At 44.1% G+C, this 23,451-nt stretch carries 22 protein-coding genes; 5 read left to right on the top strand and 17 right to left on the bottom strand.

Going from position 1 to position 23,451, the window contains the following annotated elements:
• Nucleotides 1-90: 90 nt before the first annotated feature.
• Complete coding sequence (locus MHH78_RS10330) at nt 91-351, bottom strand: hypothetical protein (RefSeq protein WP_036732251.1); 261 nt, start codon at nt 349-351, stop codon at nt 91-93.
• 169 nt (nt 352-520) lie between these two features.
• On the bottom strand, nt 521-1,162 hold the full coding sequence (locus MHH78_RS10325) for a bifunctional 2-keto-4-hydroxyglutarate aldolase/2-keto-3-deoxy-6-phosphogluconate aldolase (protein ID WP_036732253.1): 642 nt from the start codon (nt 1,160-1,162) through the stop codon (nt 521-523).
• A gap of 340 nt (nt 1,163-1,502) precedes the next feature.
• On the opposite strand from MHH78_RS10325, the gene MHH78_RS10320 reads away from it, so the two are divergent.
• Entirely contained in the window at nt 1,503-2,456 is a 954-nt protein-coding gene (locus MHH78_RS10320; protein ID WP_341167343.1) for a sugar kinase, read from the top strand.
• Between the two features lie 376 nt (nt 2,457-2,832).
• On the opposite strand, the gene MHH78_RS10315 is transcribed toward MHH78_RS10320, so the two are convergent.
• The 3 genes from MHH78_RS10315 to MHH78_RS10305 all read right to left on the bottom strand — a co-directional run bounded on the left by MHH78_RS10315 (nt 2,833) and on the right by MHH78_RS10305 (nt 6,063).
• On the bottom strand, nt 2,833-3,858 hold the full coding sequence (locus MHH78_RS10315; protein ID WP_341167342.1) for a LacI family DNA-binding transcriptional regulator: 1,026 nt from the start codon (nt 3,856-3,858) through the stop codon (nt 2,833-2,835).
• 499 nt (nt 3,859-4,357) lie between these two features.
• Nucleotides 4,358-5,530, bottom strand: a complete 1,173-nt coding sequence (locus tag MHH78_RS10310; protein WP_341167341.1) for a hypothetical protein — start codon at nt 5,528-5,530, stop codon at nt 4,358-4,360.
• On the bottom strand, nt 5,527-6,063 hold the full coding sequence (locus tag MHH78_RS10305; RefSeq protein WP_341167340.1) for an RNA polymerase sigma factor: 537 nt from the start codon (nt 6,061-6,063) through the stop codon (nt 5,527-5,529). The genes MHH78_RS10310 and MHH78_RS10305 overlap by 4 nt, the downstream gene beginning before the upstream one ends.
• Before the next feature lie 603 nt (nt 6,064-6,666).
• Between MHH78_RS10305 and nrdI the strand changes: the two genes are divergently transcribed.
• From nrdI to MHH78_RS10285, 4 genes are all read left to right on the top strand, one after another.
• Entirely contained in the window at nt 6,667-7,026 is a 360-nt protein-coding gene (gene nrdI / locus MHH78_RS10300; protein WP_036732265.1) for a class Ib ribonucleoside-diphosphate reductase assembly flavoprotein NrdI, read from the top strand.
• Entirely contained in the window at nt 7,013-9,097 is a 2,085-nt protein-coding gene (gene nrdE, locus MHH78_RS10295) for a class 1b ribonucleoside-diphosphate reductase subunit alpha (protein ID WP_341167339.1), read from the top strand. Before nrdI ends, nrdE begins: the two co-directional genes overlap by 14 nt.
• Nucleotides 9,098-9,133: 36 nt before the next feature.
• Entirely contained in the window at nt 9,134-10,093 is a 960-nt protein-coding gene (gene nrdF / locus MHH78_RS10290) for a class 1b ribonucleoside-diphosphate reductase subunit beta (protein ID WP_340938813.1), read from the top strand.
• Nucleotides 10,094-10,544: 451 nt separating this feature from the next.
• Nucleotides 10,545-11,324, top strand: a complete 780-nt coding sequence (locus tag MHH78_RS10285) for an alpha/beta fold hydrolase (protein ID WP_341167338.1) — start codon at nt 10,545-10,547, stop codon at nt 11,322-11,324.
• 21 nt (nt 11,325-11,345) lie between these two features.
• Here the strand turns inward: MHH78_RS10285 and MHH78_RS10280 are convergent, their stop codons facing one another.
• The 12 genes from MHH78_RS10280 to MHH78_RS10225 all read right to left on the bottom strand — a co-directional run bounded on the left by MHH78_RS10280 (nt 11,346) and on the right by MHH78_RS10225 (nt 23,354).
• On the bottom strand, nt 11,346-12,110 hold the full coding sequence (locus tag MHH78_RS10280; protein ID WP_341167337.1) for an ABC transporter permease: 765 nt from the start codon (nt 12,108-12,110) through the stop codon (nt 11,346-11,348).
• Complete coding sequence (locus MHH78_RS10275) at nt 12,103-13,029, bottom strand: ABC transporter ATP-binding protein (protein WP_341167336.1); 927 nt, start codon at nt 13,027-13,029, stop codon at nt 12,103-12,105. The genes MHH78_RS10280 and MHH78_RS10275 overlap by 8 nt, the downstream gene beginning before the upstream one ends.
• Before the next feature lie 80 nt (nt 13,030-13,109).
• Nucleotides 13,110-13,811, bottom strand: coding sequence for a response regulator transcription factor (locus tag MHH78_RS10270; protein WP_341167335.1), 702 nt, complete (start codon nt 13,809-13,811; stop codon nt 13,110-13,112).
• On the bottom strand, nt 13,792-14,739 hold the full coding sequence (locus tag MHH78_RS10265; RefSeq protein ID WP_341167334.1) for a sensor histidine kinase: 948 nt from the start codon (nt 14,737-14,739) through the stop codon (nt 13,792-13,794). The genes MHH78_RS10270 and MHH78_RS10265 overlap by 20 nt, the downstream gene beginning before the upstream one ends.
• A gap of 251 nt (nt 14,740-14,990) precedes the next feature.
• A complete protein-coding gene (locus MHH78_RS10260; RefSeq protein ID WP_341167333.1) occupies nt 14,991-15,938 on the bottom strand; it encodes a glycosyltransferase family 2 protein in 948 nt (315 codons plus the stop codon).
• Nucleotides 15,939-15,960: 22 nt separating this feature from the next.
• Nucleotides 15,961-17,535: a B12-binding domain-containing radical SAM protein gene (locus MHH78_RS10255; protein ID WP_341167332.1), complete on the bottom strand. Its 1,575-nt coding sequence runs from the start codon at nt 17,533-17,535 to the stop codon at nt 15,961-15,963.
• A 36-nt stretch (nt 17,536-17,571) separates the two neighbouring features.
• The gene (locus MHH78_RS10250; protein ID WP_341167331.1) at nt 17,572-18,672 is read right to left on the bottom strand and encodes a glycosyltransferase family protein; all 1,101 of its coding nucleotides are present in this window, start codon (nt 18,670-18,672) and stop codon (nt 17,572-17,574) included.
• Between the two features lie 36 nt (nt 18,673-18,708).
• The gene (locus MHH78_RS10245) at nt 18,709-19,707 is read right to left on the bottom strand and encodes a radical SAM protein (protein ID WP_341167330.1); all 999 of its coding nucleotides are present in this window, start codon (nt 19,705-19,707) and stop codon (nt 18,709-18,711) included.
• 4 nt (nt 19,708-19,711) lie between these two features.
• Nucleotides 19,712-20,617: a glycosyltransferase gene (locus MHH78_RS10240; protein WP_341167329.1), complete on the bottom strand. Its 906-nt coding sequence runs from the start codon at nt 20,615-20,617 to the stop codon at nt 19,712-19,714.
• Between the two features lie 128 nt (nt 20,618-20,745).
• Nucleotides 20,746-21,552, bottom strand: a complete 807-nt coding sequence (locus MHH78_RS10235; RefSeq protein WP_341167328.1) for an ABC transporter permease — start codon at nt 21,550-21,552, stop codon at nt 20,746-20,748.
• Nucleotides 21,553-22,341: an ABC transporter permease gene (locus tag MHH78_RS10230; protein ID WP_341167327.1), complete on the bottom strand. Its 789-nt coding sequence runs from the start codon at nt 22,339-22,341 to the stop codon at nt 21,553-21,555. It abuts the gene before it with no gap.
• Nucleotides 22,338-23,354 (bottom strand): ABC transporter ATP-binding protein, encoded by a 1,017-nt coding sequence (locus MHH78_RS10225; RefSeq protein ID WP_341167326.1) that lies wholly within the window; start codon nt 23,352-23,354, stop codon nt 22,338-22,340. The genes MHH78_RS10230 and MHH78_RS10225 overlap by 4 nt, the downstream gene beginning before the upstream one ends.
• Nucleotides 23,355-23,451: the final 97 nt, after the last annotated feature.

Genomic DNA, 23,451 nt, shown 5'->3' with positions numbered 1-23,451 from the left:
AAGGGATGCTGCTATCATTCAAATACTCTTTTTATAGAAGTTAGTTACAGAAATGACATGAGAAGCAGACCGTCCCGTACCTGACTTACGCTACGACCGGGACGGCTCCTCTAATGTATATAATGTAGTTGCGCACACCAGGAGCACCGCGTAATTCTCCCTGGAGTCATCATCAAGCACATATACTTCTCCCTGCTCAAAAAGTTGCGGATGATTATAGTTACGATACAGTTTATAGATGGCTCCCGCGCTCACCCTGCAGCCGTGGACTGCAGTTCGAATCTCCACATAATCGGCTTCTTCCACTACCAGTGTCGGGTACAGCTTGCTGCGAAGATCGTCGCCAGTCATGGCATCACCTTTCAGGTATACTTCTCAATGTCCGCAGGCGCCTCTGCACTCTGCCTCTATTATAAGTATTGCCCGAAGCGGCAGCAATTCCATCATTTAGGCTTAGCTAACGGTCAACAAAAAAATGCCCTGCCCCATAGAGGCAAGACATTTCTGTTGTACATGTATTTTACTTGCCTTGAATCTCCTTGAACTTCGCTACATACTGAGCAGCCAGCTCTGTGATCTGGTCATAGCGGCCTTCCTTGGCCGGTGCGGTCAGGTTGCCGCCGATGCCGACAGCGATGCAGCCGTTCTTGATCCATTTCTCCATATTGTTCAGATCCACGCCGCCGGTAGGCATAATGTTGACATGCGGCATTGGCCCCTTAACCGCCTTGACATAGTCCGGTCCAAACGCACTGCCAGGGAACAGCTTCAGCACATCCACACCGAGCTTCAGAGCTTCCTTCATCTCATTCAGCGTCATGCAGCCCGGCATGTAAGGAATGCCGTACAGATTACACATCTTGGCCGTATCCTCTTCAAAAGAAGGGCTGACCACAAATTCCGAGCCTGCCAGAATAGCAATTCTTGCCGTCAGCGGATCAAGTACAGTACCGGCACCAATCACGGCGCGGCCCCCGTATTCTTCCACCAAGCGCTTGATCGCTACTTCGGCTCCCGGAGTCGTGAAGGTCACTTCGATATTGTTCAGTCCGCCCTCGATACAAGCCACCGACATAGCATAAGCATCATCGGCATTATCCGCGCGGATAACGGCTACTACGCCAACAGAGGTGATATTCTGTAATACTTTAATTTTCTTCATGATTGTTACTTCCTCTCTGGTTATATATTCATAAGAATAATAATTTAGATAAACTAATTTATCTATTTTACTAACATCAGGCTTTATCCTTCTAAGAAAATAGTAATAACATTGCCGCTAACAGTCAATATATATTTATTCAGGAAGCGTTATCAATCCTTCGAAAATATTCAAAAACGCTTATGTACCAAGGACAAACGAATGTCTTCCCCTGTTTCCTATAGAAAATAAGCCCGCAGAATGAGCATTGCTATATTGTACAAAACCGTTTTATGTGATAATTTCAACTTATATTCTATTCCAAACCATAATAACGTGTTCATTTTAGGAGGAACTATTCATGAATAAACAGCTGGATGCAGTCACCTTCGGGGAGCCGATGGCCATGTTCTACGCCAATGAAGCCGGCCCCTTGCATGAGGTCACTTCCTTCTCCAAGGCGCTGGCAGGTGCGGAGAGTAATGTAGCCACCGGATTATCACGCCTGGAGCATCTGACCGGTTATGTGACCAAGCTTGGCGAAGACAACTTTGGCCAGTTCATCACCTCGGCGCTGAACAAGGAGAAGATCGATACCGCGAGCATCACAACGACCAAGGAATTCTCCACGGGCATGCTGATCAAATCCAAGGTACTCACTGGAGATCCCAAGGTGGAATATTTCCGCAAAAATTCCGCCGCCTCCAAGCTGAGTCTCGCCGACTTCGATGAAGATTACTTCGCTTCCGCAGGCCATCTGCATGTGACCAGCATCTCTTCCGCACTCTCGGCTTCGTGTCACGAGTTCTCGCTGCATGCCATGGAGTTCATGAAGCAGCGCGGCAAGACCGTATCACTGGACCCGAATCTGCGCCCGACCCTGTGGCCGGACACCGAAACTATGGTTAATACGATCAACGATCTGGCTACCCGCTGCGACTGGTTCCTGCCCGGACACGGAGAAGGTAAGATTCTCACCGGTCTTGAGACTCCGGAGGAGATTGCCGGGTACTATCTGGGGCGCGGCGTATCTCTTGTAGTGATTAAGCTCGGTCCTGAGGGCGCTTACTACAAGACCTCCACGGGGGAAGAGGGTTATGTGGACGGCTTCAAGGTCGAGCAGGTTGTCGATACAGTCGGCGCCGGAGACGGCTTCGCGGTTGGGGTGATCAGCGCCATGCTGGAGAAGCTCAGCGTAGCAGAAGCCGTGAAGCGCGGCAATGCGATCGGCGCACTCGCCGTGATGTCGCCTGGCGATATGGACGGCCTTCCCACCCGCGTCCGGCTGGAGGAGTTCATGAGCGCAGGCGTATAGCCAATGAGCAGGTGCTCTGCTGCCGGCAGCGCCAGGCTTCAGCATGAACACACATTAGCACAGCAAAAAGGGTGTCCCTGAGCCGGCAGACGGCTGGGACACCCTTTTGCATATGTTATTGACTTACGGACTGGAGAGCCGTTATTTGGGGAATTGCTAAACTATAGCAAGCCTAACGGACGCAGATGACGTTAAGCCGCACTTTTCGTGCCATCCAGCGCCCTAAATAGCAATTTAACGGCTCCTGAGTCCGTAAAACTTACAAAACCCTTCTTTTCCGCACAATAACGTTCCCTGGGTCCGTAAAGCCGTGGATTCCTGAGCAGATTTCCTATATGTTGTCACCACGATGGACCTTTCGCCGCCCCGACCTGCTCTATTCCGGCTTAGCCGGCGGCTGCACCGACTCCCCCTGCTGCAAGGAAGGCGGGAACCTGTAGGTGATGGGCATCGCGCTGTCCGCATCGTTGATCAATGAGAGCATGATCTTGGCCGCCTGCATCCCCATCTCGTAAGCCGGCTGGCGGATCGTTGTAATATCAGGATTATAGATCCGGGCGAATTCGGCATCGTCAATGCCGATGACCGACAACTGGCCGGGGATCGCAATGGCATTGCGGTTCGCATATTTAAGAATTTCGCCCAGCACCAGATCATTGGCGGCAAGCAGCGCTGTTGGAGGCTCGGGAAGCTGTAGCAGCTCGTCCAGTGCAGATGCGATGTCTTCGCGTGACACACTTCGCATATACGAACCCAGCAGCGGCAGACCCGCTTCCTCCATCGCTTTTTTGTACCCGCTCATTCGCTCCTTGCGCGGGGTAATCGCATGTATGCCAAGCGGCAGGGATAGAATAGCAATCGCTTCATGGCCGTGGCCGGTCAGCTCCCGGATAGCGGTCTTCACCGCCATTTCGTTATCCAGCAGCAGGCTCTGGGTCGTGATCCCGTCAACTAGCCGGTCCATGAAGACCAGCGGATATTCCGCTTCAATTAATCTAGTGTAAGGCGCAGGCTGATCTCCCGCCGGAAAAATAATCAGGCCATCCACCTGACGGGCGACCAACGTCTCCACATAAGTATTCTCCTTATCGGCATTCTCGTCCGAGTTGCAGATGATCACCTGAATCCCATGGCGCTGCAGCTCATTCTCGATCGCCCGGATACACTGGATGGACAGCGAATAATCAATATTGGCTACAATAATGCCAACCATATGCGTGCGGTTCTGCTTGAGACTGCGGGCAAGCCCGTTGGGCTGGTAATTCAGCTCATCGATAACCTCGGCAATGCGGTTTTTGGTCGCCTCACTCATATACTTGAACCGTTTATTTAAAAATTGCGAGACTGTGCTTTTCGATACGCCCGCTTTCTTAGCCACATCCTCAATAGTCAGCTTCTTCATTGATCCCGCTCCACTCTTCGATATCGAACTCCAGAAGTAAACACAAATCACGTTTACTTAGAGATATTATCAAAAAGTATAGCTTTTTTTTAGTAAATTATCTATATGAATAGATTGAAAATACGAAATAAGTGGATACGGCGTCTAAGGCGTGAGACAAATACACTAAATGACTGGGCCGCACAATGGTAACGGACAGAGATGCGCTTATTTTCCCGAAAAGCAGCATTATAATAGCCCTGCGGACTCCAGTGCTCTTATTCACTGTTACTCAGCCGGTAAAGACGCGTTTGAACTACAATAAGGGCCATGCAATCCGTAAGCGTGGTCAAATGTGCCAAATCGAGAATATAAAGGCTTCACAGTCCGCAAGGGACATAGATAACAGGCAAATTGGAGGACTCCCTGCCTTCACAGGAATTCCTCCATCGACCGAATGGAACATCTCATGATTAGCAAACTATTCCAGCACACATCCTGCACCTGTACTCTAAGATGATCATTTTTTTATTGAGGAGGCATCAATTTTCACACCGTATTCCTCATACCACCAGTCGTAGAACCATTGATCGCCCGACTTCATATCAACTTCTGTACTCCGTTGCTCTCCATTAACTTCGTAGTGGACTATGGTTGCAGGATCTTTAGAATCAACAGTAAGCTCTCCATAATGGATTTTGGAGACTACTTCTACATTTTCTGTGGTGATCTCACCCGAAAGTACCTGTGCATTGCCTGTTGCAATATCATACAGCTTATTATGCTGTGTATAACCGCCTCTTCCATCTTCCGTGTAATAAACAACCAGCAGCTCTGCCTTTTCGGAATTAAGGGCCATAAAAGACTTATAGACTTTATACGATTCATCTAAGGTTAGTAATTCTCGGGGAACAGGAATCTTACCCTCTCCTGCCTGTCTGACATCCATCACATACAGCTTGGCCCCTGACCTTTTCTGATTCTCTCCAATTTTATAGCTGCTGCTGGAAAACAAAAGATAATCTCCCGCTCCGAATAAACTTCCCAGCGACAAATAGGACTGTGCACCTCCTGCATACAAAGGAAAAACATACAACCGCTGTGCTGAATCCGCAGATAGCTCTGCATGCCCTTTAGGAGTCAAATAAAGAGTATATGGCTCTGTATTGTGTGTGTATTTAGACTTGAGATAGTCAACCATTGGCGGCGGAGGCGACCAGACGATTCCGGCGGAAGTCTCAACAGCCATTGCAGCACTCTTATTACGGTCTAGCGGAAGGGGCATATAATACTTAAGCCCGCCTAGTTCAAACTCTGCCGAGATCATGTATAGACCCAGGCCTTGCGGAGGCGCCGAAGGAGACGCCGACGGCATCACTACAGCCGCTTCCGAGCCAGGCTTAAAGACCGCTGCCAGCCTCCCTGCAGGATCGAGCCCGGCCCCTGGGCCAAACGGCCAGATCAGCGTGACGAGCAGCAGGACGGCTGCCAGTCCGCCGAAGGCGGCCATGCGGCTGAAGCGGCGGCTGCCTCCACTTTTGCCGCTGGAGGATTCACGGGCAGCCTCTTCAATCCGCGCCATGAGCTGTGGTGTGAATCCAGGCTCTGCAAGCGGGTTCCGCCCGGCTTGCTTATACCAGTCCTTCTCCCCGCTCATCACCTTCACTTGTTCCTTCTCTTGTCTCGTCTTCACAGGTCTTCCTCCTTCATCGCTGCTCTCACTTTCTCTCTGGCCCGTCCGAGCCGGGATTTGACCGTCCCCTGCGCGATCCCGAGCAGCGCGGACATCTCAGCAACCGGAAGATCCTGCTGGATATCCAGCACCAGCACCTCCCGGTACTTGTCCGGCAGGGCCATAATAATCTCCCAGATCCGGTTGGCGTATTGATTGCCGATGGCCTCTTGTTCTGCGGACAGGGTGCCTCCATGATCCTGATGGCTGCCCAGCGGAGTGAACCTCCGCCAGAAGCTGTTACGCCTTAAGCTGAATGCGGTATTGCGTGTGATGGTCAGCAGCCAGGTTTTTAGAGTAGCCTGTCCCCGGTACTTGCCGATGCTCTTGTATGCCTTAAGAAATACCTCCTGGCTGATATCGTTCGCCTGCTCCCGGTTGCGGGTTAAGACATAAGCATAATTCCATACGTCCTGGCCGTAGGTCTCCATCATCTCGCGAAGCGATACCGATGAGGCACAGGTCATGCTATAGGTTAGTTCTTTACTCTGCATGTTCTCTCCCCTCTCACCTAATAAGACTCCTGCCGGCGGATATGGTTCCCTGTTATTGTAAAACTGACTATGCATATTGCACTTTCTGCAATAGAATTGCCGATATTTGCCGTTAATCTCCATTCTATTGCATTTCCTGCATTAGAATTTGAAGAATCTGCTCAATTAGCCCCTGTTAGCTGAAATCAAGTGTACAAAATACAACAGAGCTGATTTCCTCCTGAATTTAAGGAGCATCTAATGTACGAAGTGCAATGAAATTCATATCCCCCGAAGGCTAAACGCTTTCAAAAATCACAGCCGTTTCCCCTTCCCTGGAGCCCCTGTCTGCACCATTCCGCAGCACAGCAAAATGCTTTAAAAAAATACTAATTAATTATAAGAGAATAGAATGCAGGCGGGGCGTGGGATTGGCCATTTAGAGAGGCGTTTTGGGCGGCTGTGAGGGCTTGTTCACCGCTTGACTTTTCAATATATGGTATATAAAATGATTAAGCATTACTAAATATAGTGTATATAAGAGCTAAGCCCATAAATCTAGTAAAACTGCTATTCTTCACTTGTCAAGTAGAATGGGCAACATGTTATAGGAGGTTAGGAGCCATGTTGATTGCTTACGATTCCAAGACCGGCAACGTCAGAAGATTCATTAATAAACTGAAGCTTCCGGCGGTTCAAATCGAAGAGCATATGACGATCGACGAGCCTTACGTGCTTGTTACATACACTACCGGATTTGGACAGATTCCAGAGAAGGTGTCAACATTCCTTGAACGAAACCACTCCAGGCTCAAAGGCATCGCCGCGAGCGGCAACAAAAACTGGGGTGAGCTATACGCGCACAGCGCAGACTTAATTGCACAGCGTTACAACGTACCGGTGGTCGGCAAGTTTGAATTGTCGGGAACCTTCGGGGATGTACAGCGCATAAAACAGGAGGTGGACCGGGTTGCGGCATATTGAATTGAACAACATGTTGATGAAGAGAGACGAAAGCGGCTTTTTCCAATTGGATAAGGACCAGGAGGCAGTAGCCGAGTTCATGCAGGATGTGGAGCGGCGTAGCCTGACCTTCACGGATACGAAAGCCAAGATTGATTATATGATTGCCAATGACTACTACGAGGACCTGTACGACCGCTACTCCGCTGCTGAGATGGAGGATGTCTACCGGATCGCCCATGAATATAATTTCCGCTTCCCTTCCTATATGGCGGCTTCCAAGTTCTATACCGACTATGCCGTCAAAAGCAATGACCGTAAGCAGTACCTGGAGCATTATCCGGACCGCGTAGCGGTAGTGGCTCTGCATCTGGGACGGGGTAACGTGGAGACTGCCCGTACACTGGCCCGCTCGATGATGGAACAGCGCCTGCAGCCGGCGACACCAACCTTCCTCAATGCCGGTAAAAGCCGCCGCGGCGAGATGGTCTCCTGCTTCCTGCTGGAAATGGACGACTCGCTCAATTCGATCAACTATGTGCTGAACACCTGCATGCAGCTGTCGAAAATCGGGGGCGGCGTTGCGGTCAATCTGTCCAAGCTGCGCTCGCGCGGCGAGACGATTAAAGGTGTCGAGGATGCGGCCAAAGGCATCATGCCTGTCCTGAAGCTCATGGAAGACGGCTTCTCCTATGCGGACCAGATGGGTCAGCGTAAGGGTTCGGGGGCGGCTTATTATAATATTTTTGGCTGGGATGTACTGGAGTTCCTGGACAGCAAGAAGATTAACGCCGACGAACGGACACGCCTGAAGACGTTGTCTATCGGCCTGATCGTGCCTAACCGCTTCTACAAGCTGGCACAGGATAATCAGCCGCTGCATGTGTTCGCTCCTTACACGGTCTACCAGGCGTACGGTACGCATCTGGATGACATGGATTTGGACGTCATGTATGATACCCTGCTTGCCGATCCGCGCGTGAAGAAAAGAATCGCCATGAGCGCACGCGACATGCTGACCAAGATCGCCATGATCCAGCTTGAATCGGGCTATCCGTATATTATGAACAAGAGTAATGCCAATAACGCCCATGCTCTGCGTAATGTGGGCCAGATCAAGATGTCCAACCTGTGCACCGAGATTTTCCAATTGCAGGAGACTTCAGAGATTAACGACTACGGTCAGCAGGACGAGATCCGCCGCGATATCAGCTGCAACCTGGCTTCCCTCAACATTGTGAACGTGATGGAGCACGGCAAGATTCGTGAATCCGTACATGAGGGCATGCTGGCACTGACGGCTGTCAGCGATATGACAACTGTCTCCAACGCTCCAGGCGTGGCTAAGGCGAACAAGGAAATGCACTCCGTGGGCCTGGGCGTGATGAACCTGCACGGCTATTTTGCCAAGAACAAGGTGGCTTATGAGAGTGAGCAGGCCCGTGATTTCGCACGCACCTTCTTCATGACCATGAACTATCATTCGATTGAGAAAAGTATGGAGATTGCCGCCGAGACAGGTGAGACCTTCTATGGCTTCGAGCAGTCCGACTACGCCAGCGGCGTGTATTTCGACCGTTATCTGACTACAGACTACCGTCCGGTTACGGCAAAAGCGCAGGAGCTGTTCGAGGGGATCTACATTCCTACTACAGAGGATTGGAAAGAGCTGCGTGACAAGGTGATGAAGCACGGCCTGTACCATGCCTACCGTCTGGCGATTGCGCCGACCGCAAGCATCTCGTACATCCAGAATGCGACCTCCAGCGTCATGCCGATTGTAGAGCAGATCGAGACCCGCACGTATGCCAACTCGACCACCTACTATCCGATGCCTTACCTGCGTCCGGACAATGTGTTCTATTATAAATCCGCCTACCAGATGGACCAGTTCAAGGTGATTGATCTGATTGCGGAGATTCAGCCTCATATCGACCAGGGCATATCAACCGTTCTGCATGTGAACAGTGATGTCACAACCCGTGAGCTGGCCCGTTCTTACCTGTATGCGGCGCACAAAGGGCTGAAATCCCTGTACTACACCCGGACCAATAAATTGTCTGTCGAGGAATGCCTGGCCTGCTCCATCTAAGCGGGGCACAGGTACAGAAAGGGAGAAGATACGATTATGAGCGCAATCCAAGCCGTGAACTGGAACCGTCCCGACGACGATTTCTCGCTGATGTTCTGGAATCAGAATATTATGCAGTTCTGGACCGATGATGAAATACCACTATCCGATGACAAAATGTCCTGGCTCACGCTAAGCGAGATCGAGAAGGACTCTTATATGAAGGTGCTGGGCGGACTGACCCTGCTCGATACGATTCAGGGCGGCGTAGGGATGCCGCAGATTATGGAGCATGTGGACGGCTTGCAGCGCAAGGCGGTCCTTGGCTTCATGGGGATGATGGAGCAGATTCATGCGAAGTCGTACAGCAGCATTTTCACCACACTGGCTTCCACTGAGCAGATTGACGGGATTTTCCGCTGGGTGGAGGACAATACGTTCCTGCAGTTCAAGGCGGAGACGATCTCGGAGTATTATCAAAAGATTGAAACGAAGAAAGACCTCTATCTGGCGATGTCCGCATCGGTACTACTGGAGAGCTACCTATTCTATAGCGGCTTCTTCTACCCGCTCTATCTGGCCGGACAAGGCAAAATGACCTGCAGCGGCGAGATCATCGACCTGATCCTGCGTGATGAGAGCATCCACGGCGTCTATGTCGGCGTGCTGGCCCAGGAGATTTTTGAGGAGCTATCCGAAGAAGACCAGAGCGATGTCTACGAGACCCTGGTTGGCCTGCTGCGTCTGCTCCACGCGAACGAGGAGCAATACACCGAGCAGATCTACGCACCGATCGGTCTGGTGGAGGAAGTGAAGACCTTCCTGCGCTACAATGCCAACAAGGCGATGATGAACCTCGGCCATGATCCGCTGTTCGATGAGGAAGAGATTAACCCGATCGTCCAGAACGGGATCAGCACCCACACGAAGCAGCATGACTTCTTCTCGAAGAAGGGGAATGGGTATGTGCGGGCTATGAATGTGGAGCCTTTGCGGGATGAGGATTTTAATTTTTGAGTGGGTAGATTGAACTTGCAGTATCTTTATCTTGGGATAGTCATGACTCCAGAGAATGTTTGGACTTCCGGCCGCTGTTGTATACAGATTTCCTTGATTTAACCGCTGTTCGCGGTAGAAATCCGTATACAAAGGCGGACGCTACCGCTCCTACAGTTCCAAAATTCCCTTCCGCCATTCATCCCTTAATTTGTATATTACAAGTTCAATCTATTGGATGGTATGTAGAATGAGCACCCGGCAGCTTGGACAAGCTGCCGGGGCTTTTTTTGTGATACACCTTTTCATTCCCCGCAAAGATCCTGAGTAAACATTGAAACCCAAGCTTCACTTTTCATTGAAACGGTACCGTCCCGAAAAGGAAGACAAAGCCGGTTCTACTTATGAGACCATATTGTTACTGGGACGTAGGAGTAGGAGTGGCTATTTTACAAGAAAGAGGTGTAACGGGATGGCGATACATATTCAGGAGTACGGAGACCCGGATGGGGCTTGTCTGATGGTCTTCCTGCATGGCGGGGGCGTGAGCGGGTGGATGTGGGAGAAGCAGGTGGCGGCGTTCGCCGGGTATCATTGTCTGGTCCCGGACCTGCCGGGGCACGGGTTCAGCCGGGAGGATACGGCGTTCACGATCCGCAGCAGTGCGGAGGAGCTTCTGTTGCTCATTGAGGAGCGGGCTCAGGGACGAAAGATCGTTGTCACCGGCTTCTCGCTGGGCGCACAGGTGTTGGTTCAGATGCTGGGGTTAAGACCGGAGCTGATCGATTATGCCATCATCAACAGCGCGTTAGTGCGGCCCATTCCCTCCGCCAGCAAGCTGATCGGGCCGGCGGTCAGAGTGTCTTTTCCGCTGATTAAGTACAGATGGTTCGCGAAGCTACAGGCTAAGACGCTCTATCTGGGCGAGGAGTACCTGGAACGGTATGTTGAAGAGAGCCGGCAGATGGAGCTGAAGACGCTGATCCGGGTGCTGGAAGAGAATATGTCGTTCCGCATTCCAGCCGGGTTCAGTGAGGCCACAGGCAAAATACTGGTTACTGTAGGTGAACGTGAGAAATCTGTCATGAAGCAATCCGCCCGGGACCTTGTAGCTGTGAATCCCCGCTGCATGGGCGTGGTGATTCCCCTGATGGGACATGGCCTCTCTCTGGCGAAGCCAGAGCTGTTCAATAAGCTGGTCGAGGAATGGATTCAGGGCGGGGAGCTGCCCGAGGAATGCAGAAGAATCTGATTCCCTCAGGGCGAAATGACGCTAGTTCAGATCCTCCCTGATTTTGTAGCGGACAGCAAGATAGCTTAGTATTAGAATCGCCGCAACCGCTACTCCGAATGTATGAATCAGGTCAGCCGTGCTGCCTAGATCCTTGATCCGTACGAGCGTGTTGATCAGCAGATATTGCGTCAGATGAGTGCCTGTGAACTGATTCTCCAGCGCCCCCAGTACCATCCCGATCACATTCAGGGCCAGAACGAAGCCGGCGCTCAAGCTGATGAGCAGGTTCTTGGTCATCATAGAAATGCAGAGAACAACCAGTGAGAACGCCCAGTGCAGCAGGAATTGGCTGGCCAGCAGGGTAATGAGCATGCCTAGATCTCCCATATTTGTCTGGTCAAAGAACATCCTTCTCCCGATCCCATCCGCAATTAACAGCGTCAGGAACAGCATGGCCACGAATAGGGCGAGAATCGCCATTTTGGAGAAGACGGAGTGGATTCTTGCCTGTCTCATGGAGATATAATTCTTGTGGAAGCCGGAATTCCATTCGCTCATATAGAAATAGATCGTGAACACTGCGATATAAATCAGCATCCAGGAAGGCGGCTGTGAGATCGTGTACTGGATGAAGTCTATCTCCGTTAAATTTCCGATTTGAACACCGCCTTCCTCCACAGGCTGCGCGTATTGCTTCATCATATAAATGCCGAAGATCTGAAAAGCACAAAACAAGAGCAGGAGCAGGTACATAATCTTGTTCCGCGTGAAGCGGTAGAAGTCCATCCGCAACAGATTAATCATGGCGTTCACCTGCACTCTCCGTGCGTTCCAGGAAATACTGCTCCAGGCTCTGCTTATGTCTTGAGATGGAATCTACCATTATCCCATACTGCGCCAGTTCCTGGACGATCTGCCGGATGCGGATATGCTCGTCGTATACATATACCGTACGGCTGTCCACCACTTTATATTGTGTAATCTTCAGCTCGCGCTCCAGCACCGGGAGAGCCTCCCGGGCTTCCTCCACGCTAATCTCGATCCGTTCCTCACAGCGCTGCTGTAATTCTTCCTTGGAGATGACCTCGGCGAATTCCCCCTGATGGATAATGGCATACTTGGTGGCGATTTTGGAGAGCTCCTCCAGAATGTGGCTGGAGATCAGAATCGTCAGACCCGCTGCGTTCAGCTCCAGGATGAGCTCCCTGATCTCTACAATCCCCTGCGGATCAAGCCCGTTAATCGGCTCATCCAGAATCAGCACATCGGGACTTCCAAGCAAGGCCACCGCGATTCCCAGCCGCTGCTTCATACCCATGGAATAGCTTTTGACTTTGGCGGTATTCTTAAGATCCAGTCCTACGAGCCTCAGCAATTTCTCTATCGTGGTAACCCTGTCACTTAGACCATATGCGATGGCGAGCAGCTTCAGGTTCTCATAGGCCGAGAGGTTCGGGTATAACCCGGGCTGTTCAATCAGCACCCCCATCCGCTCGAAAAAAGACTGGTCTCCCGCCGCCGCACGGTTGAAAAAATGCAGCTCACCCGAGGTTGGATACACGTGTCCGCTGATCATTTTGAGCAGGGTCGATTTGCCCGCCCCGTTCTTACCGATGATGCCGACAATCTCTCCTCTGTAGATTTTGAGATTGGCATTCCGTACTGCCGCTTTCAATTGGTACATCTTGGTCAGTCCGCATAGTTCAATAATGCAATCTGTCATGTCTGCCACCTCCTTACCCTAAGTTAACAGGATGAAGACTAATAGTTCGCCAACAAAAGGTTAAGAAAGTTCAAAGTTCATCATGGACTCAGCCGGAAGCCGATGCCCCAGACCGTATCGATATAGGCTTCGCTGTCGTGCGTTTTGATTTTATTGCGAATATTGCTGACATGTACCGTTATCGTCTTGTCCTCGCCCAGATAGATCTCCTCCCAGGCCAGCTCATAGAGATCCTGCTTCGTGAACACGCGTGAGGGATTCCTGACCAGCAGCTCGACAATCCGGTATTCCTGGCGGGTCAGAGCAAGCACGCTGCCATGAATCCTTACACTGTAGGCCGTGCAGTCCAGTACCAGATTTTTATGCCTGAACTCCTTCACCGGCTCACCGGCAGCTGTCCGCTGGATATGGACATGGATGCGGGCGATCAGCTCCTCCAGCTCAAAGGGCTTGGTCACATAATCATCAGCGCCCAGCGTGAACAGATCCAGCTTATGATCCAGCTGATCCTTTGCCGAGAGGACAATTACCGGAATCCGGGACTTCAACTCCTCACGCAAACGGTGCATGAACCCTTCGCCGGACAATCCGGGCAGCATCAGGTCCAGGACAATGAGGTGATACTCCTGCTCTGCCAGATTCAGCATCCCTTCACTGCCTGAATAGGCCCGGGTACACTGAAAGCCTGCGGCGGTAAGCCCGTCATGCAGAATTGCGTTAATATGCTCGTCATCCTCAACGATGAGAATTCTTTTGCTGTTACTATTGAGAGGGATGCCCATGGGAGTGCTCCTTTCCCGCTTTTGCGAATTCGATATCAATGCTGAAGATGCCGCTGGCGGAATTGGCCTCTGCATCCCCGTTCATTTTCTCCATCAGCGCCTTCACAATCGAGAGTCCAAGACCTGAGGAATGCCGGGTACGCGACGGATCTTCTCTGTAAAAGCGGGTAAAGATCTTCTCCGTATCCACCCTGCTGCCTGGCTTAAGCCGATTAGTGAAGCGTATACACAGCATCTCCTGCCTGTCTTCAACCTCTACGGTCAACGGGCCTTCGCCGTGGATGAAATAGTTGCCGATGATATTGGTAAAGATTCGTTCCAGCGCATGGATATCCCCCATCACCCGGGGAGAACGCCCCGGCAGCCGAAGCTCAGGCTCATTCCCGGACCGGGTAAAATCATCAATGAACGTAAACAGGTTCCGCTTCAACACCTCCGCCACATCAACCGCCTGCAGCTCCAATTCATATTCGGGATTCTGCAGCTTGGTATAGAGGAACAGTTCCTCTACCAGCTTAATAATCTGCTGTATTCTCGACTGGGCAAGCGCTACGTACCGCCCCTTCTCCTGCTCTGCCTCTGTCCGCAGCGCCAGCTGAAGGTAACCATCCAGTGAAGTGAGCGGCGTGCGGATATCATGCGACAGACTGGTAATCGCCAGATTCATCTCCTGATTCTTGCGACTGAACTGTTCTCCCATCGCTTGCTGGCGGCTTAACAGGTTATTGCACTCCCGCACCAGCCTGCCGATCTCCCTCGGCTTCAACTGGGTCGCTACCAGCTTACGGGACTCATGCTCCATAATAAAAGACAGCTGGCTGCTGATCTGACCGACCTGTCTCCGGTAGTTCAGCAGGTACACAGTCTGGGCAATCAGCAGCAGCAGGAGTCCTGCCAGAACAATAAGGATAAGATCAACCCCTTTCATATGAGGTTATTATATACGATTGAAAGAGTATTAGTCCGGGGTGGTATATGATGGGTCCTTCTCTTGGATAGAAAATGGTGAAAATTCTTATTCCTAATTATTGTGGCATAAAAGCTTAAATGCAAAATCAATTACCAAAAGTAAATTATTATCATACAGTACTGCATTTACCTTTATTATCCTCGCTACACACAAAAAGCGGCGCCGATTAGGCTGGGTGCCGCTGACTCCTTAACTTTCAATACTTAATTTCAAACAACAGGTTCTTTATTCTTGACGCTCCTATATTTCTCATTAATATCCACAAAGCTCACAAATCCTCGGGGCATACTAAAAACTTCATTAAAGAGTTTCATTTCTAAAGTAGGATATTTGGAAATTAAATATCCAATATTACTTTTTAATTGATCCATTTCATTATTACCACGCTGGTGTAATTGGTGATAATTAACTGCTTTAGGTACAAATCCAAACTTGTAGTCTAGTTTAGAGAGCTGATATGCATATTCATTATCCTCGCCTCCCCATCCTTTTAAGCGCTCATCAAAAAGCACTTTTTCTTTAGGGAGCTTAAGAGCCATATTACCAGTTGTTGCTATTGCCCATCCAAAATGAAAATCTATAAGATTATCCGTATACTTATTTCGCACATCACTACAGTTGTCAGTTCTTTCGCCCAGACCGAAAACCTCAATTGTAGTATCAAAAGATGAAATGAGCATTTCTGGTGAAATTAGCTTATTAATATTCAGTAAACATCCAAAATTATCACTATTTTTACGATAAAGATAGTTGATTTGTGATTTGTATAGCCTAGTCCTGTCATCCCAGAATGAAAGAACATCATATTTACTGCCAATTGTAACTGTGTTCGGATTTTCTTTTAAATACTCAATATGCTTATTCACAAAATTTTTGTCCGGGATTCGATCATCATCAGAAAAAATTACATACTCAGTATTCAAATTATTTAGAGCAACATTTTTAGCTGCACATCTTCCCGCATTTTCTTGATAAATATAATTGATTGATAACTTATCAGAATAATTATCCACTACATCCCTTGTTTTATCTGAGCTACCATCATCAACAATCACGATGTTAAATTCTTTATAAATTTGAATGCAGAAACCAGCTAAGGTTAAATCCAAATACTCAGCTTTATTATAAGTGGGAATAATTACAGTAACATCCCTCATTTTATTCTCCCTTCTGCTCGCTTTACTGCTCAATCAAGGTAAATGGATCTTCTTCAGCCATATACACAATTTCCTCTGAATCGTATAAACATTCAACTTTATTTGCATAATCTTCGAACCATTCCATACTATTTCTAATCGTTTTTTTAACAAACTCATCTAGATAGCTTTGGCCTAAATTGCCCTCTACTATATCTAACACTTCTCCCATAAATTCCAGATCGCGTCTTCTGATGTCTAAGTAAAGGATATAAAAGGATGCTGAACCACTTTTGCTTAAAACTCTAGGTTTATTAATAGGTTCTACCATCATATCGTAAATTTTATTATGACTCACATGCCAATCTTTTAAAGCCTTATATACCATATTGGCTTTATCGTCCTCTATTTGATAGGTGTAGTTTTCAAAACGTTCATCACCATAAATTAATCCTTTTCTTCTTAAAATTTCAGTGTAACGTGTACCCGTAGCAGCATACATCTCTGAAAATATCCCCTTACATATCGCCCAAGAGTATTCATTAAGCACTTCATAGTTTTCCCGCAACTCGTCGAGAGTCGTGGCATAATCAAATAAGATAAAACCATGTAGAACATAGATATTGTGCTTTTTTAAAAGGTCTAGCGCGTCAGTATTCTCTTTAGAATCTGCTTTCTTGCCCATACGTCTCAAGGCTTTATTACTAAAATTCTCCACCCCACATACTATAGAGTCACAACCCGCACGACATAAAGCTGTTATTATATCTTCACTAACTCTGTCTGCTCTCATCGTTATTCTAAATCCAATATCTAGACCTCTTTTATGGATTTCATCAGCAAAATTATTACACCATTCTGCATCTCTTGGTGGTTCGATAAAAGAATCATCAACAAACTTAAAATAACGAGCCCCTTTATGATATAGTTGCTCTATTTCGTCGACTATATTATACGCACTTCTCCCTCTCCATCTAGGCCCATCAGCTGTTCTCCAATAAGCGGCAATGCTGCAAAATAAACAACTTGCCTTACAACCTCTTGTTGTAGAAATACTGACCGGAATCTTATGCTTGATAACATAATTCATCGTATCTCTAGAAGGAAAAGGGATTTCATCAAGTGCCATTCTACAGTTCGGCTTTTTGAAGCATAAGTTGTGCAATTCATCATAGTAACATAGCCCGCTTATTTCAGTAAGGGCAGGTTTTCCATTGAGAAGATGGTCACAATAATCTTTGATCGTCTCCTCTCCTTCTGCCAAAGACACAAAGTCAAATCCAGAATCCAGAAATTTCTTTGGATTAAGCGTTGGTGCAAATCCACCGGCAATAAATGGCACAGAGTAGTTTTTAGTTTTTAATTGATTAACAATATTTATTGCAGCATCTCCTGTGAGTAGATTACATGAAAAACCAACCAACAAAGGTTGCCGCTCGGATAGTATACGATTAATTATTTCTTCAGATGTTAATTCTTCTAGCCAACCATCAATAATTCTAACCTCAATATTATTCTCTCGGCATGTAGCTGCTAAATAGCCTAATCCTAAGTTTTCTTCGGCAGTCTTATTACTTGATGTTGCTGTAGTCACGAAAATAACTAATGGTTTGTGCAATGAAATAACCTCCAATATAGGCAACATAAAGGATCATTATGTGATCTTTTTCTTCATAATATTCAATTCTTTCTCAAGCTTTTCAAACAGCACTTCATTCCATTTGCTTTTCCAATTAGTTCTTTTATAATTTTGCATATTAGTTATATATTTTTCTAATGATTCTATGAACAGATCAAATTCTTTTTGATCATTTGTCTTAATTCTTTTACCGAACTTCTGCTTCTCAACGATATAGCAACAATAATTTTGATCAAATGTATCTAAAGGGAAGATATAAAGAGGAATTTCTAAATTAATTGCCTCACTAATTAGCTGGTGCCCTGATGAAGATATAATAAATTTACAATCCGTTAAGTCACTATCAAATTCCTCACCTATTTTTTTAAAATGGAAGTTGTTATATTTGTGATAATTTAGAAAATCAAGTTCAGAATAAATATGAAATTCATAATTTTTATAATGTTTTATTAATTCTAATATTTTTATATATTTATCAGAGTTGGATGTATAAGGAGAGAAATAAACAACTACTTTAGAATTGTCGACAAGGCCTCTTTTTATGTCCTTTAGTACTGGAGGAATGGCTTCTATGTTGTATTTACCGCTGCTTCTGATCGTAAAAAATGAAGAGGCATACCTTTTATTTGCTTTCGGAAAAAAATAATGCAATAGACCCGTAGCATCTTCGATAGTGAAATTATTCACTTTTTTTGTGGGTAAATTTAAAAATTTCGCTTGTTGATCCAAGCAAATTAAAGGTTTATTTGTTGCATAAGCAAATTGTGCAGAGTAAGGTTCATAATCGCTCAAAACGAAATCAGGATGCTCTCCATTAAACGCCTTTTCAACTTCTATTGAAAAATCCAAAAAACCATCAAATTGATCAAAACCAAATTCCGAATATTTTATCTTAGTAGCTGTAAAATCAATCCCCCTATTATCACATACTATCCAAGGCCTATTAACAATAACTTTTTTTATACTCGGATATAAGCCATCGAATAATTCATAGTTCTTTTTAGTAACTGCTAATACCAGATCAATATCATATTCAACCAGGTGATTGATAATTAATTTCTGGCGATTAACATGCCCATAGCCTATGCCACAAATCCCCAAAAGTATTTTTTTCATTATATTCCTCCTCCACATAACTATAGTGACACTCTCTTATGAACTATATTGTTCAATTTTCACCTCTTCAAAAATACCTTGTGGGCAGTACTTACAATGCTCTGTTTTACTGGTTGCATTGTTAGCTAAGTTTTCTAACGTCAAAAAATCATCAATTGAACTATAATCAATTGTATATTGACATTCACTGCTAAAATATTCATGACCCGGACAAGGATAAACTGTACCGTTTGGATAAAACGTAAAATGCTTCCCTAACCAATGACAATCAAAATCTTCACGATGATATATAAAATCATCAAATTCATCCGCATAATAATTACTCAGGCTTTTTTTCATGCAAGCTTTATGATCTTCGCTGAAGGGGTATCTTTCAATTAACTTTTTCATTTGGGGAATTATTTCGTTTTTGAGTATCTTTATATCATTTTTCTCCATTCTAATTTCTGGAAGATTCACTGCATCCTCCATGTAAGACGGCCAAACGGTATCCGCCTTGTTTTCAATAGCAAATTCTAATATATCGGGCAGTTCTCTATAATTTTCACTCATCACCACAGTTTGCACTATAAATAAGAAGGGGTGATTTTCCAATTTCATTTTTTTGATTAGCTCGGCTGCGTTTAATAATTTTTTTAATAGTACTCCGTTGCCTCTGATGCTCTTAATTCTGTCTTTATCCAAACTATAAACAGATAATACGACTTGCTCTAAACCTAAAGAAAGCCATCTTCTCAATTTTTCTTCTGTTATACCCCAGCCAGTTGTATTCATCCTTGTAGCTAAACCATGCTTTTGTGCAATCTCCATATACTCATCAATATTGGCAACTATTGTAGGTTCTCCCCCACTTAGACAAATATATGTTCCGCCAATAGCTTTAACTTTTACACAAATTTTCTCGAACGTTATTATGTCAAATATTCTGTTTTTTTCATTTTTACTTACAAATTCTCTCTGGCGGTTTGTACAGCATTTACAGTTTGCCGGGCAATTTGTTGTAAGCTTCACAACAATATTAAGGTTATTAGCCATTTCATTATCTCTCCTCGTTAACTAGATCTTTTATAATTTCAAGCTCACCATTCAATACTTGAATGCGATCAATTATAAATTTCGCACACTCCTTAAATAAAATATCATTCCCAATATAATTAGAACGTATGAAATAATTATTTAGTCTTAGAAGTGAATTATGAAGGAAAAATAGAAATGCTTTTAAATTCATTTGATTTTTCAAAGTTTTCTTTTCCATTATTTTAATGATTTCAATTAAATCACTCATTCTTTTCGGATTATCATAATTTGTACATAATGAGCCTGACCTTCTTTTATAATGATATAGCGCTTCATCAATATATTGCACAGAATGTACGGATTGAAAGTATTCATAACAAACCAGTAAATCTTCATATATTAGTCCTTCTGGAAAATATATTTCTTTCAAGCGAAATACAGATGTTTTAAACAATTTATTCCAAATAAATCCAGATACATTTCGTTGTTCAAGAATATTTAAACAAGCAGTTTCGCCTGATACAGTGCTATAAAATGGAGAATCCTCAGTAAAATCACCGTTATAAGAAATTCCCACCCCACAAACTACTACATCGATAGTATCGCTCATATATGAAAGCATAGTTTTGCAATAGTTTCTATCGATGGTGTCGTCGCAATCCACAAAACAGACAAATTCTCCTGTGCAGGAACTAAGACCCTTATTTCTGGCATTGCTAACACCTTGGTTTTTTTGTGTGATCAGAAGTATTCTTGCATCTTTTTCCATGTAAGATTCTATATACATTCTGGTATTATCAGTAGAACCATCATCAACGATTATTATTTCCAAATTATTGTACGACTGATCAATCAAGCATTGTAGACAAGTTTTAATATATTTTTCTCCATTAAAAACTGGTACTATAATTGTAATTTTATTATTCAAAAAAAAACCTCCTCGATCAGCACATAATGTATATTCGAAAATACAACTCTCTTAATTAAGTTATGTTTAACGCTATATTAGTTACATGTGAATCCCTCCTTTTCATTCTTAATTTTGGTAAACTCCATCTAACTACCAACACCATCGTAAAACTTAGTTCCCTTATGAAAAATCATTACAGCTAAAAGAAAAAAGATAACGGTTACAATCAATTGAAGAGGAATTACCCATATATATTGTAAAACTGTACTCCGTAGAAATAATAAAGATGGGTAGAATGACATGAATCCTAGCGGAATAATAAAAGTTAAGAAAATGCGCATGAATTTACCGTAAATAGTCAAAGGGTATTTTGAGTAATCTTTAATTTTCAGCATAAAATCCATAATGATTGAGGGATCTCTTACCCAGAAACCCAAAGAAGCACAAATAGTCATGATAGAAATTATTATTATTCCTGAGCTAATTATTAAAAAACTCAACAATAATACAGCCTGCAAATCCCAAGCGATATCTAATGCATTTGATGAAATCAGTAAAAGGTAAATACCAATAAGAAATTGAAAGATTGGTTTTATGTCTATCGACTCAGCAACAAATGAAAAAAACATATTAATTGGTCTATAATAAAATTTTGTGAATTCTCCTGTTACTACGTAAGATTTTAGATTAAACATATTACCAAAAAAAATATAAAAAAATGAAGAAGCTGTTACAAGAAAACCATAGATAAACAATAGGTCGTCATAACTCCAATCTCCAATGTATGATATGCGCATAAAAACTACTGAATAAAACAGTAACCCTAAAGTATTTTCGATAAAAATACCAAGTAGGCTAATAATAAAATCCGCTCTATATGCCATACGTGCTTTTATAAATTTAGAAATTAATAAAAAATAAATTTTGATGTAATACTTAAACCTGTTTAGCATTCAACCACCATTTACGATCATCACCTTTTCTGATTTCTTATAGAATGAATGTGACACCCATACTAGCATTACGACCCAAAATGTTTGCATAGCAATGTACCACAACAATGTTGCATAATTTAACGATCGTCCATTTAATATATTTATGGGAATATCAATAATCCCTCTGAACGGTAACCATTTAATAAGTACTTGAATATTTTCCGGGAAAAACCTTACTGGCAATAACCCTCCCGAAAAAAATGCAATTACAGTGTTTTTCAAAATAATAACTCCCCACAGTGACTCCGTGTAAAACGAAATTGTTCCAATGCTGTATTCAAAACAGAAATTAATAATAAAAGCTAGTGGCAGGGAAAGAATAAAAAAGATAATATTCTGATAATCAGGAAATCCAGTACCTATAATCGATACAAATACTATTACTGGTATAAGTACAATAAAGAACTGAACAATCACACCACCTATTGCTTCAAAGAAGAATTGCAACTGGATAGGTAATGGTTTTGAGTAATAACCAATTATCTGGCCATTTAGTACTCTCATTGACATTCTCCAATCCGTTCGCGAATTAAACAGATAGGTTAAAACTGTAGAAACAGCAATATACGAATAGGTTTCCTCAAAGGTTAATCCTGCTATATTTTCATGAGATGAATAAATCCCTTTCCAAATAAAAAATAAAATATACAAATAAATTACATTAAACAGCAAACTGGTAATAATCTTAAATCGATAAGCAAAAGAACTTTTTATGCCAGCCTCTATAAGAGTTGTATATTTCCTCATAATAATTTACCTTCGTACACTTGCTTGATAATATTTTCTATTCTTACATCAGAAGTATCTATATCAATCACCTTTGTATTTCTCATAATCTTCATTAACAGCATATCAATATCTACTTCATTTCTATCATATATAATTTCCATTTTTTTATTTGTGACCAAATTGAATAATACATTCTCTTTAATAAAGCCTTGCCTTATATTAGTTAATAGGTCATCGCCAATCACATCTTTTGTCGTTATTTCAATAGTTTTCCTCTCAGTCCCAACCAATTGTTTCATTTTGTGCATAGAATCATTAAAGATAATAACTCCTTGATCTATGATCACAATTCGATGACAGAGTGCTTCAATATCACTAATATCATGGGTCGTAAGAATAACTGTGACATCATTTTCACGATTCATTCTTTTAATAATATTCCTTATTTTTATTTTCACAGAAATATCCAACCCTATTGTTGGCTCATCCAAAAAAATTAATTTAGGATTATAAAGTAGTACTGCAACTATCTCACACAACATTTTTTGGCCTAATGACAAATGTCGTACGGATTTATAAAAAAGCTCAGATATCTTGAGTTCTTCCTCAAATATGCTCATATTAACAAAGTAATCTGCATCACTTAGCTCATACATTTCTTTCATTACTTTAAAAGAGTCTAATACCGATAGATCCCACCATAATTGACTTCTTTGCCCCATAACCACGCCAATTTCTTTAACATATTTTACTCTTTGTTTATGTGGGGTGAACCCATTAACAAGTATAGTTCCCTCAGTGGGCACCAAAACACCTGTCAACATCTTAATCGTTGTCGATTTACCGGCACCATTAGGGCCAATAAAACCTACAATCTCACCTTTGTATATACTTAAATCAATTTGGTTTACAGCTTTTTTTATTAAATAATCAGTTGAAAAAAGGTCTTTGATAAAACCCAATTTCCCCTTTTTTTTCTTTAAAGTTTTAAACTCTTTACTCACACCTTTTAATTCAATAATCGGTTCCATCCCTACTCAAGCTCCTATTAAACATATTTGATAAGCCAGCACCTAATTGGGATAAAATTACACTGATATAAATATATCATTTTTATGTAAAAACTAT

It is taken from the genome of Paenibacillus sp. FSL H3-0333, from assembly GCF_038002805.1.
In the GTDB taxonomy this organism is placed as follows: domain Bacteria; phylum Bacillota; class Bacilli; order Paenibacillales; family Paenibacillaceae; genus Paenibacillus_AQ; species Paenibacillus_AQ silagei.
This window is presented reverse-complemented; position numbering and strand designations above follow the sequence as displayed.